This window comes from Zunongwangia mangrovi (assembly GCF_900112105.1).
GTDB lineage: Bacteria > Bacteroidota > Bacteroidia > Flavobacteriales > Flavobacteriaceae > Zunongwangia > Zunongwangia mangrovi.
The window spans coordinates 217,826-232,888 of record NZ_FOKV01000003.1 but is presented as its reverse complement, the minus strand read 5'-3'; the positions used below and the strand labels follow the sequence as shown (position 1 = coordinate 232,888).

Here is a 15,063-nt window from a genome sequence, read left to right as displayed (position 1 = left end):
ATCTTATTGTCATTTTTCTAAAAGTTAATCCTGAATTAATCGTAGCGCAATTCATTTAAAACTGAAATAACATTTGGTTACACTTAGCCATTAATTTTGCAAAAAAACAAATGACATTACCAGAACAAACAAAAACGCTACTCGATACATTAAGTTTCCCGGTAAGCTACGACCAACTGGGACAAAGCATTAAAGACGCAAACGGATTATTGGTTTGTGATGTACGAGGTTGGGGGAAAATTCAGTTTATGGATAAAGCCGAAGAAAGACACGATGCCATAGGTTTTGTAATTGCCGATTTATTAAACGGACTGCAACCCACTAAATAATATTGTAATTACGAGTTTTTTCTACTGCTTCCAGCTTACTATGCACCTGTAGTTTTTTATAAATATTCTCAATGTGTTTCCTTACCGTAGATGGCGAGATAAAAAGATTTTCAGCAATTCTAGTATAGCTTAAACCACTGGCTAGCTGTTCTAAAATTTCGGTTTCTCTATCGCTTAAACTTATCTGTTCTTTTGCAGTAGTTAAATTACTAAGGTCTGGATGTCTTAATAATTTTAGTGTCTTTTTAGCGATTTTTGGATTCATGGCTGCACCACCTTCTATGGTTTCCAGAATCCCGGCATGCAAATCTTCTGCAGCGGTATCTTTTAGCAAATAGCCGTCTGCCCCTGCTTTTATGGCATTAAAAATATGTTCTTCGTTATCAAAAACTGTTAACATGATCACTTTAACATGGGATATCTTTTTTTAATAATTGCAGTAGCTTCGATACCATCTATACCTGGCATTTCTATATCCATAAGAATAAGATCTATTGTAGATTTAAGATCTAATTGCTCTAAAACCTCTGCACCAGAGTTGCATGAAAACTTATGCGATAAATCTTCAAAAAAAGAGATTTTCTCTTCTAAAGCTTTCAGCAAAAAATAATTATCGTCTACAATTCCAGTTGTTATCATTTTTCAGTTTTAAAATCTCATTTAAAATTAGCTAAACCTAGTGTTCATCGAAAAAAGGCAATTGCCGTATGTATAGAAAACAAGAAAGCCCGGCTTTCGCCAGGCTTTTCATATAATCTAAAAATTAAAGTATACTATTCATACTATTCTTCAGTAGCATTTGCTCCTATATCGCCTTGAGCAGCTAAGGTTGCAAGATCATCTGCACTTGCATGAACGTTAATATAACCATCATAAGTAATTAGATCGTCGTAAGAAACTGCGGTAGCTTCTTCATCGTCTGTACCATCTGTCATGGATACATTAGTAAGGCTCATCCCAGTTGCTCCATCTACAGAGGTTAATGTAATTGCGATGTCACCAGGGGCATCTGCAACAGCTCCCATGTGAATGTGTGCCGGGTGCGTATTACCTTCAGTAGTGCCATCTAAATCTAATTCTACTAGAGTTTCACCACTTTCTCTTTCATAAAAAGTAGCCGTGCCGCTTACACCTGCCACATCAACTTCTGCAAGATCATAAGTTTGTGACTCACCAGTTAGTTCATTCTCGCCAATATCGGTTTGTGCCACAAGAGTTTCCAGGTCGTCTGCGCTGGCGTGAACGTTAATGTAACCATCGAAATCAATTAGATCTTCAAAAGATATTGAAGTTTCCTCGTCATCCAACATTTCTACGGTTGTTTCGCTAATTCCGGTATCTCCATCAACCGGTTCTAAGCTAATCGCAATTTCTCCACCTTCAGCAGCAGAATTAAAATGAACGTGTGCCGGGTGCATTGCCCCATCTGTAGTTCCATCCAGATCTAAAGTAATGGTGACAGAACCATCTTCATTTTCATCGAAAGTAGCTGTTCCAGAAACTCCAGATTCTCCTACTGCTCCTAGATCGTACTCCTTGGTTTGACCGTCAAAAGGCGGATTCAAATTTGCATCATCGTCATTACTACAAGATACAAGGCCTAAAAAGGCAATTAATAAAACACCAAATTTTTTCATTGTAATTTTCAATTTTAAGGTTAACAAATTGGTTTTTGGTTTTCGTAGTATAGATGGATAACGGGCTCTTGGGTTGCGTAATTTTATTGTTAAAAAAGGGGTGAAAACCTAACAATCTGAAGCTCAAAACATAATTTTTAAAGTTTAACTCAAATTTAATTTTTCTCTCTAAGAAGCAATGAAAACAAAATAATCTGCAATTAAATTTATTCTTTTGATTAAAATGTTTAATTTCAAACTAAGTTTTTAAAATACCTAACTGAAAATTTCAACTTAAATTCTATTCAACATGAAGTTACGATCTCTTCTTTTTACCTCATTCCTAATCTTCTCCCTTACCACATTTGCACAGAGTGATAAAACCAAAAACGATAGTATAGTTACGAATAGCGTCACTGCTATAAATATTGATACCGATAATGTTGATGATCTAAGAAACTTTGACTGGGAAGAAATGCTGGAGTTCTTTAGTGAAAATGAAGCCGACCAGGAGTTTAAATTTTCAATTGCATATCAAAATCCTGATAAAAAAGAAGAGGGTAAATTTAGCTACGACAATTTTAAATTTAGTGTAACGGGGAAATCTAAAGATGCTGAAAAGCTTCTACAAAATACCGAAAAAGTTGTGAGCAAATTCGTGAAAATTTACGATCAAAAAAGTACTGATAAGCAATAGTTGCCTTCAAGCCAAACCAACCAATGAACTTTGATTTAGAAGATAAACTTAACGGATACTTAAAGCGGAATGAATTAGATTCTACAATACAAATAGCAGAAACGGAATTGAGCAAGTTTCCGCAAACTGATTTCCATCAACTGATTGGCTTCTGCATATGGAATCGGATTTGGACAAGTATATTTCTAAATTTTACTCAATCGTTAAATTAAAATACGCTTTGAGTTTTGGAAAAAAACTAAAGGCCTTTTACTGTGAAATGAACGGATTTACAATAAATTATGACCGTTGGTTTATAGACTTGTTTTCATTTAGCAAAATTGGACAAGAAGATTATGACTGGTTATCTGATTATGACCATCTAACAAAAATCGATTTGACTATAACTGGATTTGAGAACTTACAAAAAGTTTACGAAGACGTTTATAAAAACAAAAAAATTGAAATACCTGAAATCGAACAAGCATATGAAGTAGCGGAATTATTAATCATTTTAAGATTGCAGGAACTTTTTAGAAAAACCTATCAGAGTGCTAAATCAAATGAAAAGAAATGGACTGAATTTCCAATGTTTGTTACAGCACACGACTATGAAATGATTTATCAAACAAAATAAAAAAGCCAGCAGGTAACAATGCATATAGCCAACTGCGGCTAAATTCTAAATCGATATTCGATGTTTTTAGCTATATTTTTTTTGAAAGGACACAATCTGGCAAATCAACTCGCAACTTTTCATACTCGAAACCCTTGGCAACAAGCTAAAACTTAATAGATGAAAAAGAAAATTGGAGAAATTTTAGTACAAATAATACCTGTTATGATTGGTGTTTATCTGGGGTTCGTTTTATCAAATTGGTCGGAAACGAATAAAAGGAAATCTCAAACAGAACTATTAAGAAAAAATATTATAACCGAAATAAAATCAAACAAATCGAAAATTTCCGAGGTATTAAATTATCACATAATGCTTAGAGATAGCTCACGAATTATTCAAGATTCAGATAACATTGAAATGAAAACATTACTGCCGTTTTTTAAGGGAACTCGAACCGTAATTTTAGGTAATGGTGCTTTTGACACAGGAATTCAAACTGGACTTATCAACAATTTAAAATTTCAAGAAATTCAAGATATTAACGAAATCTACACGATGCAATCAGCCTATAAAGATTTTAATCAACTCATACTATCAAATTTGATGATGAAAATTGACTTTAAAAAAAACGATAATGGTGATAGAGAATTTTACGGATTTTTAGCTGTAACAATGACAGACATTGTATTGCAAGAAAAAATACTAATACAGAATTACGAAAAATTATTGGAAGAGATTGATACGGAATAAAGCCAGTTGCCAACAAGGTATCACAACAATTGCGGCTTTATGTTCTGCGGATAATTTGATGATAATCTTAAAAATCAAAAAATGAAGAATAAAATCGGTTTAAATATGCAATTTTGGCTTTACCAATTGGAATGGCATTGCTTCGTAAATTTGATTCCAAACCTTTACGTTTAGAAAGACAGTTTTAGGTATTATTTACTTAGTTACATTTATTGTCTGTATATTTTTGATGCTTAAGAAATAAAAAAGCAAATAAATTAATTAAAAGAAAGCCAGTTGCTAAAAATGCGTATGGTCAACTTCACCTAAATCCTCAATCAATATTCGATGTTTTTAGCTATACTTTTTGGCAGACACAACCTGGCCAATCAAACCGCTACTTTCCATACTCAAAAAAGTTCTTCAGACTAGAATTAACATAGCTTTAAAAAGAAATCTCTATTAAATGGTATCTTCGTTTAGAGGAAACCTTGAATCTAGAAATATGAAAAGAACGTATTTTAAAGCTATCTTGTTTTTACTGCTGGCCATTGGAGGCGCTAATTTTTCTAATGCCCAGGAAGAAAAAAGCTTTCAGAAACTTACAAAATTGCCTTTACGCGAAGGTGGTTACGAGAGCTTTTTATCTTTAATGCGAATTAACGTAACACAATCGCAAAAAGAAGAAGGTAATATTTCTTCGACACTTTTTGGTAAAACAGATGATTATACGATTTACCTGGTAGAGCGCTTTAAAGATAAAGCGGCCTGGGATGCGCACGAAGAAAATGTTTATGCCAGATCTGTTGATGGTATTGCTCCGGCAGCAACCATGAACATGCTTCATGAAACGATATTAAAAGAAATTGAAGAAATTCCTGCTGAATCTACTACTACAGTAACTCCTGAGGAAAATACGCAAAACATAATCGTATGGTTTACTACAAAACCGAATACGAAAGAAGCCTTTGTCGAGGCCATGAGCAGAGCTATTCCTGAAGCCAGAAATGCAGAAGGTAATTTAGGCTATAATATCTATCAAAACGCTGATAATGAAGATGAATTTATAGTGATCGAGCGCTGGAAAAACGCTGAAGTACACCAGGCGCATTTACAGAATGATTATAGTCTTCAGCTTAATAAAGATCTGGAGGGATTATTAACTGAAGAGCCTCAGCAAAACCGAGAAGTCTTAAAAAATATCTCAGAATAATACTTTATGCCGAGTAAACTACCTTGGGGCAAGTGTCGGAGTATTATACCCTTTGGCGGTGCCAATAAAATTTAGCCGCAATGTCAATTTGATATTGCGGCTTTTCTATTCCATTTTTTAACGTATTCGCATATAATTTCAGAAAGCATTTCAGCTTAAAAACTTACTTTTGCGTCATGCTCGCGAAACTTAAAATCCTTCTTCTACTTCCGCTGTTTTTAAGCGTTAGCTGCCAAAAAGAAACAAAACCAATAAGCCAAAACAACAATAGTAAGGCTTTTAATTTATTTGAAAAAGGTAAAAAAGCCGATGATATTTCTCAAAAACTAGATTTCTACCGGCAGGCTTCAAAAGAAGTGAAGGTTTCAGATACTATTCTACCATATATTTTAGACCATCAAATCTACTATTCAATTTATATAAAGGAATACGATTCAGCATTCTTCTTTGCGAATAAAATGCGGAATCTTGCACAAAAAAATAAGGACACATTACTTATTGCTCAGTCATATTACAGAAAAGCAAGAACATTTCTTTCTAAGAAACAATATGACAATGTTCTGGAAAATATGTACAAAGCGCAGCAATATTATCTCTTGGGAGGCGACTCTATTAAAGCGGGTAAGCGCCTTGTTGAAGTTGCAATAGCCCAGGAAAGATTGGGAGATCTTGCGGGAAGTCAGCAAAATAACACCAAGGCTTTAGAATTATTGGAGCACACCAAGGATTCGGCATTTCTGGTTAGTTTATATAATTCTTTAGCTATTACTTATCGGCGATTAGGCGACCGGGAAGAAGCCTTAAAAGAATTTCAGAATGCGCTGGATTACGCTATTGCTTCAGAAGAAAAAATCACAATTTTAAACAATATCGCCCTGATAGATGCCGATTTGAAAGAATACGAGAAAGCTTTAAATATCTGGCAAGAAATATCTAAAATTCCCACCAAGGATAGTATCAATTGGGCTAGAGCTAAAGAAAATCAGCTTTTTTATAAATGGTTAAGCAATGGAACCAGGGAAATTGATTCGCTTAAAATCATTGCTAAAAAAAGAGAAGCTTGGAAAGACTATTCTGGGTTATTAGCGAGTTATGCTCATTTAACATCGATATATAGCAAAGAAAAATCTTCCCTTGCTAAAGTCTATGCTGAAAAACTTTTGGATGCTTCAAAAAAAGCAAAGTCTGATGATGATCGTCTTCTCGCCCTGGATCATTTAGTAGATCTTTCTGAAGGAAACTCGAGTAAATCGTATGCTCAAGACTATATTAAACTAAGTGATAGTTTAAAGAAAGCCAGAATAAATGCCAAAAATCTGTTCGCTAAGATTAAATATGACGAAGAGCAAAAACTAGCTGAAATCAATAACTTACAGGAATTATCGGCTGCTCAAAAGTTAGACCTGCTTCAGCAAAAAAATCAAAAATTGGTGGCTATTTTTGTTATAATCCTGCTTATTCTTTTAGGTGCAGGAATCTATTTTTTTCTTCAGCAGCGCTACAAACGAGAAAAACTTAACGAGCGTTATAAAACCGAAAAACAGCTCGCAAAAAAAGTTCACGACGAATTAGCCAATGATGTGTACCAGATCATGTCGCAGCTTCAAGAACAAAAAGATGATGGCATTTTAGATAAACTTGAAAATGTTTATCGCCGCACCCGGGATATTTCTAGAGAAAACGCAGCTATAAGAACTAACGAAAACTATAAGGACGATCTATTTTATATGATCTCAAAAACCGGCGGAAATCATATAAAATTAATTATGAATGGTTTCAGTGCTATAAATTGGGATCTAATCAAAGAGCCTCAAAAGATCGTTATTTATCGCGCTTTGCAGGAACTATTGGTAAATACCAGAAAACATAGCCAGGCTTCAAGTTTGATTATTAGTCTTATAAAGGAAGGCAAATTTATAGAAATCAATTATCGTGATAACGGAATTGGATTTGAAACCTCAGCATTAAAAAAAACATCCGGATTGGCCAATACGGAAAACCGTATTAAAGACATTGGCGGAAGTTTTACCTTTGAAACCGAACCCGATGCTGGATTTTCAGCAAAAATTAAAATTCCTAGTTAATCTAAGGCAAATTAGCTTAGGCAAACCGGTAGGAATACAATTTAAAAGAACTAAAATATTGAGACAAGCCTCAAATATTGAATCTCGATCATTAAGTAACAACAAGCTCATGTTTAAACATGTTTTAATTGCAGAAGATCTGGATAGCGTAAATATTGCTGTAACGCAGCTATTAGGCTCTTTAGGTATAAAGGAGATCGAAAATACACAGTATTGTGATCAGGCTTTTTTAAGGTGCAAGAAAGCAGAGTTAGACAATAACCCGATCGATCTGCTAATCTGTGATCTTAGTTTTAAACAAGATTTTAGACAGGAAAAAATTGAAAATGGAGAAGAATTGATCTGGAAGTTAAAGAAGGATTTCCCAGCTTTAAAGATCATTGTTCATTCTGTTGAAGATCATCCCACTACGATCTCTCGTTTATGGGATTCTGAAAAGATAGATGCGTACATTTGCAAGGATCGCAATGGAATGCAAAATTTGAAGGAGGCCATCGTAAAAGTTTATAACGATGAAAAATTTCTTCCAAAATCCTTAAAAGATACGCTAAAACAAGATAATATCGTTCAGATCGCAGATTATGAAGTGAGAATTCTAAAGCTACTTTCTGATGGATATACCCAGGAAGAAATTCATGTGAAATTTAAAAAGGAAGGCACTTATCCACACAGTAAAAGTTCTATTGAAAAAAGATTAAAAGACCTAAAAGAAGACTTTGGTGCACGTACCAATCCGCAATTAATAAGCATGGCCAAAGACCTGAAAATCATCTGATAAAATTTAACACTTAGAGATGTAATTTTTACGGAAAACCGTATTGAAAAACTAAGTTGTAATACTAAATTTGTAATTAGAAATGCTGATGGAGACGTTTATCGAGTAGGGCGATAAACATGATCTGTTGGCATTTTCTTTTTATTCCAATTTTCGGCTAAAATTCAATCAAAAAACGAACAGTAAATGTCATCTATACAATGCCCTGCCTGCAAAGAACCTCAGGAAATTAATGTTTCTAATTGTACCAATTGCAGGTTTCCGTTCACCGGGAGTACTCAGGAAAAATCAAAACATATTGCCCAGTTTATCAATAAAAAAAGTGTGATAAATGATGCTGAAGAAGCCCTTTCCCGCAGCAAAAAAATCTTATTTTTAATATCTGGGTATAACTTTTTATTTATTCTGGTTTCCATTTTGTCTTCAACTATAGAAGTTGATGTTTTCTCGATTTCCATAAACCTTATTTTAGGTTTGGGGTTTGTAATATGCGGATTGTTGCTAAAAAAAAGTCCTATGTTTTTTAGCGTTTTCCCTTTAGGCATGATCTTAGGTTTGTATACCGTCAACTTTATTTTAGATCCAGATCTCGCAATGCGCGGCATTATTTATAAATTAATTATTGTAGGAAGCCTTATTTATAGTATTTATCTATTACAAAAAGCTAAAACATTCAATAAGCAGTTTAGCTCATAAAAAATAGGGTACAAATTAGATTTAATCAATTAATCTTGAGGTCTTATCTTTGCTAAAAATTTAGTCTTGATTAGGATCTTTAGAATCTTAGCCTTTTTTTTATTTGTAGCCTGCCACCTGGCTTTCCTATTGTCGATATTGTTCGAAAAAGTACACAATTTTTGGCTTATATCTGGGATCATTATTTCTACGGGGCTAATCACCTATGCTTATTATCACAAAAACACCCAGGAAGAAGCACATTTTCTAAACGATCTTCAGGATATCGTTTACGTTAGTTTAGGAGCTTTACTCACCTATTTTATTAGCGTAGATCTGGAATTAGGTGCTGTGATCGCGGCTGGTTTTACGGGTACAGTAGCTTCCTATTTACCTGTTATTTTTAGAAAATCTTCGTGGATTAAAAGAGTTCCTGTAGCTGCCTACTGTGGTGCATTTGTGGGGATGACGGCTCCCGCAGTATCCTTAGGATATACGTTTATAATTTTTAGTGCATTTTTAACCGGAGCATTATTTATTTCAGCAAAAAATGTGTTTAACGGATTTGGCGGAAAGCTGGGAACTATCGCTTTTGGCGGCGTAGCCTTGTCGTCGTTAATCGTTTATCTTTTATTTTAATGGAAGCAGCTATTCTCATTTTTACCGGCATATTTGGAGCACTGCTTACCTGGTTTATCAACAACCATAAAGCTAAAGGAGCGGTTAGAGCCTCTGCCCTGCCCTCGCTGATCATCGGACTATTTTTCTATTGTTTCCCTAATTTGCTTTCAGTGTTTCTTACAAAACAAATTCCGCTTGTTTTTATCGGTGCGTCTTTTGTTGGAATGGTTTCAATCAAGATTATTTCAAAATGGATTTATGTGGCGATTTCAGGATTGGTTTTTAGCCTGATTTATATAAATACCGGTAAATTTTTTAACGGATTTGGTGGCGCTTTGGGAACAACTGCCTGCATCTCGGTCTTAATAGCGATAGGGCTTGCGAAACTTATTGAACATCGCGGAATTAAAAAGAAGAGTATTGAGTAAACTGAAACAAATTTTAAGCTATTTATGGCCAATTACAGCTAAAAAAGATTCAGACTTTAGTGGCTTACTGGAAGTTACCTGGATAGACGGCAAAAAGGTTTTAGACACTAAAAACGCTAATTATTCTTACGGAGCACTTCAAAAAGTTTTAGAAAACGGACTAAATTTTATCGATTTTCGCCAAATAGAATCGGTTTTAATTTTAGGCCTGGGCGGTGGTAGCGTGGTAAGATCGCTTCAGGAAAAGTTTAATTTCTTCGGAAAAATTTACGCGGTAGAGATCGATCAGAAAATAATTGACATCGCTAAAACCGAATTTGATATTTCAGCAATAAAAAATCTCAACATCCATAATTCTGATGCATTCGATTTTGTAAAAAATAGAGATCAATTTTACGATCTTATTATTGTAGATCTATTTATTGATGCTGAAATTCCCGAGGCTTTTCTTTCTGAAGAATTCTGCCAAAATCTAAGTGAAATTTGCCAAAACTCGCTACTTTTTAATTTAGGCTTTAATGAAAAAGCTGGTGACAAAAGCAAGAAAGTGATTCAATTCTTTAAAGCCGATGAAAAATTTAAAGTTGAAGAATTTAAAGAAGTTGAAGGCATAAACCGCTTATTACTGGCTAAAAGAAACCGCTTCACCTCTATTTAGGCCTACTTTCTGTAACATTTCTACGAAAATCGCTACCTATACTTTAGAAGAATGATCTATTTTTCTAAAACATGAAGCTATGCAATTTCCAAAGGAGGAAGAATTTCAAAAACAAAGATTATTAAAGTCGAAATTAGATAAATTACGTTCTAATTTTAAAGAATCTCATTCGCGCTTAAAAGTGAAAAAAGAGCGTAGTGCCACGTTAAAAGAGACTCTGGAAAAAGAAAAATGTGATGTTCAGAAACTTGATGAACTGAATCTAACCTCCCTTTTTTATAACCTTTTGGGGAATAAAGACGAAAAACAGGAAAAAGAGCGTCAGGAATATCTAAAAGCAAAACTACAATATGACGAAGCGATCGAAGAAATTAAATTGATCGAAGAAGATATTGCAAAGCTTCAGATAGAAATCGATCTTATAAAAGATTCCGAAGAAAAATATCGAATCTTACTTCAGGAAAAGGAAGAGTTCTTGCTATCGCTAAAGGATGAGCGAGCTAAAGATCTACAAGAAATTATAGCCGAAATTGAACAAAACGAATTACAGATTCAGGAAACAAATGAGGCCCTGGAAGCTGCAAAACCTGTATCGCATTATTTAAACGAGACCTTTAAGCAACTGGAATTTGCAGAAAGCTGGGGAACTTTTGATATGATTGGTGGTGGTTTGATTTCTACCGCAATTAAGCACGGCAAGATCGACGATGCTAAACTGGGGATTTCTAAGGCACAATTTCATCTTGATAATTTTGCACGAGAATTAAAAGATGTAGACATTCCAGATCGGGTAGATGGATCTATCGATATTGGAAACTTTAATACGTTTGGTGATTATTTTTTCGACGGACTCATTTTTGATTTTATCGTTCAGGAAAAAATTTCAAAATCAAAATCTCACGTTCAACGCGTGTATTTACAGGTTTCCAGAATAGAAACCATCCTTAAAAACCAGCTGCAAAGCTTGGTAAATAATATCAAAGAGAAAGAACAAGAGAAATTGCAGGTTTTGAATAAATAAATTAAATTTATACAAAAACGTTAGTTATTATGACACATATAGATACCATCTCCATATCATCTGATATTAAAAAACAAAATCACCTGATCATTGCAGGTTTGGTTTTTGTGATCGCTTCGATTATTATCTTTATCAACGCAGATCTTTACGCCAAAACTCCAGATTCTTATGCACCAGTAGTGGTGCGTGGTTTAACTACTTTTAGCTTTCTATTTTTTGGTGGTATCACCGCATTTTTACTTTTCAAAAAAAAAGACGATAAGGTCTTATACATGAACAATAAAGGAATTATAGACCAAACTAACGCAAGCAGTGTTGGGCTTATCGAATGGGAAGATATTGTTGAAATTGAAGCTAAAAACATCTTTTCTGGAAAGTTTTTACTGATCACTGTAAAAGATCCTGAAAAATACCTTCAAAAAGCACCAATTTGGAAAAAAATCATTCTAAAACTTAATGCATTAACGGCTAAAACTCCTTTTAGTATTACTCTAAATTCGTTACAATTGGATGCTGAAACCACAACCGAGTTAGTAAAGGAAAACTATCGGAAATTTAAATTTAACGAATAATTGATTTAATTTACCACACATATTTTTCGAATGGAATTAAAAAGTACAGCTCCCAGAGCTGATATAGGACAAAATAAAAAAGCTTATAAAAGTTTTTCTCAGTTTATGGGGTTTCTTGACGCATTAAAACAACAGGATCTAACCGACGAAGTGATTGAAAAATTGAATCCAGAAATCGATAAAATCAACGAAGCTCCTCTTAAAAAACTGAACACGCAGATCAAGAGAAGTCAGTTAAAAATGCTTCAAATCGTAGAAAAGGAGCAAAAACTGGTTCCTAAAAATTATTACACGAAAACCTGGATGCCTTTAGGTATGTCGGCTTTTGGAATTCCTCTAGGTGTTGCTTTTGGTTTTGCATTTGATAATATGGCCTTCCTGGGAATTGGTCTGCCTATTGGTCTATGTATTGGGATGCTGGTTGGCGCTCAAATGGATAAAAAAGCCGAAAAAGAGGGTAGACAAATGAATATTGAAATGTGATTTAATCAAAAAAAGTAATTCTATTTTTACAATACTTCCCTTACTTCTTACCCGAAGATGTCACTTTGATCTGGTTGTCCAACTCCAGTATTTTATTGATAAAACTTTCGTTGGTACGCGGACTTATATACAACTCGTTATAAATATCATATTTTAAGATTAGTCCTTTTCTTGCGGTTGCTGGCCTTAAACCTATCCACAGACTTTTACCTTCTACAATTTCGGTTATTTTCTCTAGCGGAATCGCTCCTTTTAGCGGGCCACTTTTATATTTAAAATAAGTTGGTGTAAGCTCGTATTCTGTTCCAAAATTCAACCAAAGTAAGAGTCCAGCGATAAGTATCAATAAAACATCACCTACAATAAAATTTTGGTTTCGGGTATCCTGAGAATAGTAAAACTGATAAGCAAAAGCACAAAACACCAGCGTGGTAAAACCAAAGCTAAGAGCTAAGAAAAAGAAATCTTTTCGGCTTTTAAATTTCATGATTACAATTGGGGTCTTTAAATTTTTACTATTGGTCGGATTTTTCTTTTACAAATTTCAACAATAATGGTAAAGCTGGATAAACCATGTTATGGCCATACCCATTCATTTCGTAAAGATCGATTTCTTTTTGCCCGGCAACTTTCATCATTCTATAGAAATAAGCATTCTCTTCGTATCGCCCAAGCATCTCCATTTCACGATCTCCAGTGATCAATAAAGTTGGCGGTGCATCTTTCCTAACATAAAATAAAGGCGCCCATTTATCTACGATCGCCTGTGTCCCGGGAATTCCCTGCTGATCTCTAATCGTAAAATGCGTAATGGTATGCCCGCTAAACGGAATTAATCCAGCCACATCGTTAGCATCAATATCGTATTGGGCTAAATTTTCTTTGTTCATTATTGCCATTAGAGCCAAATACCCACCTGCCGAATGTCCAGAAATAAATATCTCTTCAGTATCGCCATAATACTTTTCAATATTATTAAACACCCAGGCAATTGCAGCAGTTGCATCGTCTATGGTTTCTTCAGCTTTAATTTTTGGCGCCAATCGATAACCTACACCTACCACTACAACTTCCTTATTTTTTAATTCCTTCGGAATTTCTTTGGAGCCACCAGTTAATCCGCCACCATGAAACCAAACGATCACCGGATATTTTTTATTGTTATCTGAATCTGGAAAATGAATATCCAGTTTAGATTGTTGCTTCATGTATTCTGAAGTTGGATCTTCGTAATACTGAATATCCTTTTCCTCTTTATATTGCTGAGAAAAAACCTGGAATGACAGCAATAAAAGAAGCGCACTTAATTTTAAGTTCATCTTTTAATATTCAAAAAAGTTAATTCGAGGCTATTCTTCAGCAACTAAAATTTTCTCGTAAAAAGGTGTGATTTGATCGGCCATCATTTTATCTTCTTCTATCGAAGGGTGCGCGCCGCAACCAGTTTCAGGAATAGGTTCGAAATCAAAAATATGGATTTTTTTGCCTTTAGTTTCAAAATAAGAAGCCACGCTATCCAATGAACGATGTAAAATTTCTTCCTTTTCTCCAGAGATCATAGGACTATCTAAAATGGCGATTTTTGGATTATCGCGAGTATCGAGAAGATGCTGAACAAATTCTATATACGCCCCAACATAATCATCTACACTGAATGCTAAACGCTCATGCTGCCCATCGCCATCTGAAAGATCGTTGGTTCCTAAATTGATACTGATAAGTTCTGGATTAAAATCCTTTGCTGTGTAGGTTTTTGTAGAATCTGTACTTAAATACAGATTATCGTAAACATCGGGAACGGTTGGGCCCGTAACATTCCAGTTTCTATACATTCCCCAACCAGAAATAGAGGATAAGACAAAATCGGCATCCAATCGATTTGAGGCAATCGTTGCGTAAGAATAATACGCATTATGCGCATCGAACCAGGAACCTTCACCACAGGGAAATTCTTTATTGTCATTTCCAAAACCAGAGGTAATTGAGTTTCCTATAAACTCGATCTTAAGATCTGGCTTTTTAGGCGCTTCAGCAATTTCTTTCGCTTTTATACCACTAAAAATTAAATTCCCTGTGCTTGCTTCAGTAGCTTTATATAATTCGATTAAAGTATCGTTTTTGGAAACCGGAATTTTTAATTCGTTTATGGTGTCTCCCTCTACTCTTTTCTTTCCTTTATATTCTCCGTTTATAGCCAAGGCCCAAAATGCATGTTGCTTAGGGTCGTCTACCTTAGAAAAAACACTCAAAGTATCATCTTGTGTATTTTTAAAGGCAATTTTAGAAGCCGGACTAATCATTACCAGCGATGAATCTCTTTTATCCACCCTTCCTGAAATCGTAAAATGTTCAGCATCCTGAGCGGAGTAAAGTTTTGATGTTAATTCTTCTGTCTCCTGACAACTTGAAAAACCGGCAATTATAGCCAGTCCATAGATTATTTTTTTCATGATGATGAATTTTGCTAAAACCTTAAACTAAATTAAGTAAAATATGTTTTTATCTGAAATCCTTTTGTAAGGAAAGTATATTATAAGCCAAACACCGCACAAAGCTTATTTTAT

The 15,063-nt window shown here is 34.5% G+C and carries 20 protein-coding genes; 14 read left to right on the top strand and 6 right to left on the bottom strand.

The genetic code is table 11. The features are described from left to right. The first annotated feature begins 110 nt into the window (after positions 1-110). Positions 111-329 (top strand): hypothetical protein, encoded by a 219-nt coding sequence (locus tag BM201_RS09405; protein ID WP_092541953.1) that lies wholly within the window; start codon positions 111-113, stop codon positions 327-329. On the opposite strand, the gene BM201_RS18330 is transcribed toward BM201_RS09405, so the two are convergent. The 3 genes from BM201_RS18330 to BM201_RS09395 form a co-directional block, all read right to left on the bottom strand. Next, positions 322-729 (bottom strand): LuxR C-terminal-related transcriptional regulator, encoded by a 408-nt coding sequence (locus BM201_RS18330; RefSeq protein WP_317039143.1) that lies wholly within the window; start codon positions 727-729, stop codon positions 322-324. The two genes, BM201_RS09405 and BM201_RS18330, sit on opposite strands and share 8 nt — an antisense overlap. 2 nt (positions 730-731) lie before the next feature. Further along, positions 732-968: a response regulator transcription factor gene (locus BM201_RS18325; protein ID WP_317039142.1), complete on the bottom strand. Its 237-nt coding sequence runs from the start codon at positions 966-968 to the stop codon at positions 732-734. A 143-nt stretch (positions 969-1,111) separates the two neighbouring features. Next, positions 1,112-1,966: a superoxide dismutase family protein gene (locus BM201_RS09395; RefSeq protein WP_245758612.1), complete on the bottom strand. Its 855-nt coding sequence runs from the start codon at positions 1,964-1,966 to the stop codon at positions 1,112-1,114. A 289-nt stretch (positions 1,967-2,255) separates the two neighbouring features. Here BM201_RS09395 and BM201_RS09390 point away from each other — a divergent pair, with 289 nt between their 5' ends. From BM201_RS09390 to BM201_RS09330, 13 genes are all read left to right on the top strand, one after another. Further along, entirely contained in the window at positions 2,256-2,642 is a 387-nt protein-coding gene (locus BM201_RS09390; protein ID WP_092541949.1) for a hypothetical protein, read from the top strand. A 157-nt stretch (positions 2,643-2,799) separates the two neighbouring features. Beyond that, positions 2,800-3,258, top strand: coding sequence for a hypothetical protein (locus BM201_RS09385; RefSeq protein WP_092541947.1), 459 nt, complete (start codon positions 2,800-2,802; stop codon positions 3,256-3,258). A gap of 159 nt (positions 3,259-3,417) precedes the next feature. Further along, positions 3,418-3,990 carry a hypothetical protein gene (locus BM201_RS09380; RefSeq protein ID WP_092541945.1) on the top strand — a complete coding sequence of 191 codons (573 nt, stop codon included), beginning with the start codon at positions 3,418-3,420 and terminating at the stop codon, positions 3,988-3,990. 484 nt (positions 3,991-4,474) lie between these two features. Next, positions 4,475-5,182: a putative quinol monooxygenase gene (locus BM201_RS09375; RefSeq protein ID WP_175487017.1), complete on the top strand. Its 708-nt coding sequence runs from the start codon at positions 4,475-4,477 to the stop codon at positions 5,180-5,182. 176 nt (positions 5,183-5,358) lie between these two features. Next, positions 5,359-7,266, top strand: coding sequence for a tetratricopeptide repeat-containing sensor histidine kinase (locus tag BM201_RS09370; protein ID WP_092541941.1), 1,908 nt, complete (start codon positions 5,359-5,361; stop codon positions 7,264-7,266). Positions 7,267-7,375: 109 nt separating this feature from the next. Further along, on the top strand, positions 7,376-8,041 hold the full coding sequence (locus tag BM201_RS09365) for a response regulator transcription factor (protein WP_092542323.1): 666 nt from the start codon (positions 7,376-7,378) through the stop codon (positions 8,039-8,041). Between the two features lie 186 nt (positions 8,042-8,227). Next, positions 8,228-8,737, top strand: a complete 510-nt coding sequence (locus tag BM201_RS09360; RefSeq protein ID WP_092541939.1) for a hypothetical protein — start codon at positions 8,228-8,230, stop codon at positions 8,735-8,737. Between the two features lie 66 nt (positions 8,738-8,803). Next, positions 8,804-9,355: a hypothetical protein gene (locus BM201_RS09355; protein WP_139219189.1), complete on the top strand. Its 552-nt coding sequence runs from the start codon at positions 8,804-8,806 to the stop codon at positions 9,353-9,355. After that, on the top strand, positions 9,355-9,765 hold the full coding sequence (locus BM201_RS09350) for a hypothetical protein (protein WP_092541935.1): 411 nt from the start codon (positions 9,355-9,357) through the stop codon (positions 9,763-9,765). The genes BM201_RS09355 and BM201_RS09350 overlap by 1 nt, the downstream gene beginning before the upstream one ends. After that, on the top strand, positions 9,758-10,423 hold the full coding sequence (locus BM201_RS09345; protein ID WP_175487016.1) for a spermidine synthase: 666 nt from the start codon (positions 9,758-9,760) through the stop codon (positions 10,421-10,423). Before BM201_RS09350 ends, BM201_RS09345 begins: the two co-directional genes overlap by 8 nt. 79 nt (positions 10,424-10,502) lie before the next feature. Next, positions 10,503-11,444, top strand: coding sequence for a hypothetical protein (locus BM201_RS09340; RefSeq protein WP_092541931.1), 942 nt, complete (start codon positions 10,503-10,505; stop codon positions 11,442-11,444). Positions 11,445-11,473: 29 nt separating this feature from the next. After that, on the top strand, positions 11,474-12,016 hold the full coding sequence (locus BM201_RS09335; protein ID WP_092541929.1) for an STM3941 family protein: 543 nt from the start codon (positions 11,474-11,476) through the stop codon (positions 12,014-12,016). Between the two features lie 30 nt (positions 12,017-12,046). Then, entirely contained in the window at positions 12,047-12,499 is a 453-nt protein-coding gene (locus tag BM201_RS09330; RefSeq protein ID WP_092541927.1) for a glycine zipper domain-containing protein, read from the top strand. A gap of 40 nt (positions 12,500-12,539) precedes the next feature. Here BM201_RS09330 and BM201_RS09325 read toward each other — a convergent pair whose 3' ends face one another. From BM201_RS09325 to BM201_RS09315, 3 genes are read right to left on the bottom strand one after another with little or no spacing between them, the layout of a single operon-like run. Then, positions 12,540-12,986, bottom strand: coding sequence for a PH domain-containing protein (locus tag BM201_RS09325; RefSeq protein WP_092541925.1), 447 nt, complete (start codon positions 12,984-12,986; stop codon positions 12,540-12,542). Between the two features lie 28 nt (positions 12,987-13,014). Next, the gene (locus tag BM201_RS09320) at positions 13,015-13,818 is read right to left on the bottom strand and encodes an alpha/beta hydrolase (protein WP_092541923.1); all 804 of its coding nucleotides are present in this window, start codon (positions 13,816-13,818) and stop codon (positions 13,015-13,017) included. Between the two features lie 30 nt (positions 13,819-13,848). After that, positions 13,849-14,949 carry an SGNH/GDSL hydrolase family protein gene (locus BM201_RS09315; RefSeq protein ID WP_092541921.1) on the bottom strand — a complete coding sequence of 367 codons (1,101 nt, stop codon included), beginning with the start codon at positions 14,947-14,949 and terminating at the stop codon, positions 13,849-13,851. Positions 14,950-15,063 lie beyond the last annotated feature (114 nt).

Bases quoted from the DNA above. Each gene is read 5' to 3' on its own strand.
- BM201_RS09405 (WP_092541953.1), top strand. From the start codon at position 111: ATGACATTACCAGAACAAACAAAAACGCTACTCGATACATTAAGTTTC.
- BM201_RS18330 (WP_317039143.1), bottom strand. From the start codon at position 729: ATGTTAACAGTTTTTGATAACGAAGAACATATTTTTAATGCCATAAAA.
- BM201_RS18325 (WP_317039142.1), bottom strand. From the start codon at position 968: ATGATAACAACTGGAATTGTAGACGATAATTATTTTTTGCTGAAAGCT.
- BM201_RS09395 (WP_245758612.1), bottom strand. From the start codon at position 1,966: ATGAAAAAATTTGGTGTTTTATTAATTGCCTTTTTAGGCCTTGTATCT.
- BM201_RS09390 (WP_092541949.1), top strand. From the start codon at position 2,256: ATGAAGTTACGATCTCTTCTTTTTACCTCATTCCTAATCTTCTCCCTT.
- BM201_RS09385 (WP_092541947.1), top strand. From the start codon at position 2,800: ATGGAATCGGATTTGGACAAGTATATTTCTAAATTTTACTCAATCGTT.
- BM201_RS09380 (WP_092541945.1), top strand. From the start codon at position 3,418: ATGAAAAAGAAAATTGGAGAAATTTTAGTACAAATAATACCTGTTATG.
- BM201_RS09375 (WP_175487017.1), top strand. From the start codon at position 4,475: ATGAAAAGAACGTATTTTAAAGCTATCTTGTTTTTACTGCTGGCCATT.
- BM201_RS09370 (WP_092541941.1), top strand. From the start codon at position 5,359: ATGCTCGCGAAACTTAAAATCCTTCTTCTACTTCCGCTGTTTTTAAGC.
- BM201_RS09365 (WP_092542323.1), top strand. From the start codon at position 7,376: ATGTTTAAACATGTTTTAATTGCAGAAGATCTGGATAGCGTAAATATT.
- BM201_RS09360 (WP_092541939.1), top strand. From the start codon at position 8,228: ATGTCATCTATACAATGCCCTGCCTGCAAAGAACCTCAGGAAATTAAT.
- BM201_RS09350 (WP_092541935.1), top strand. From the start codon at position 9,355: ATGGAAGCAGCTATTCTCATTTTTACCGGCATATTTGGAGCACTGCTT.
- BM201_RS09340 (WP_092541931.1), top strand. From the start codon at position 10,503: ATGCAATTTCCAAAGGAGGAAGAATTTCAAAAACAAAGATTATTAAAG.
- BM201_RS09335 (WP_092541929.1), top strand. From the start codon at position 11,474: ATGACACATATAGATACCATCTCCATATCATCTGATATTAAAAAACAA.
- BM201_RS09330 (WP_092541927.1), top strand. From the start codon at position 12,047: ATGGAATTAAAAAGTACAGCTCCCAGAGCTGATATAGGACAAAATAAA.
- BM201_RS09325 (WP_092541925.1), bottom strand. From the start codon at position 12,986: ATGAAATTTAAAAGCCGAAAAGATTTCTTTTTCTTAGCTCTTAGCTTT.
- BM201_RS09320 (WP_092541923.1), bottom strand. From the start codon at position 13,818: ATGAACTTAAAATTAAGTGCGCTTCTTTTATTGCTGTCATTCCAGGTT.
- BM201_RS09315 (WP_092541921.1), bottom strand. From the start codon at position 14,949: ATGAAAAAAATAATCTATGGACTGGCTATAATTGCCGGTTTTTCAAGT.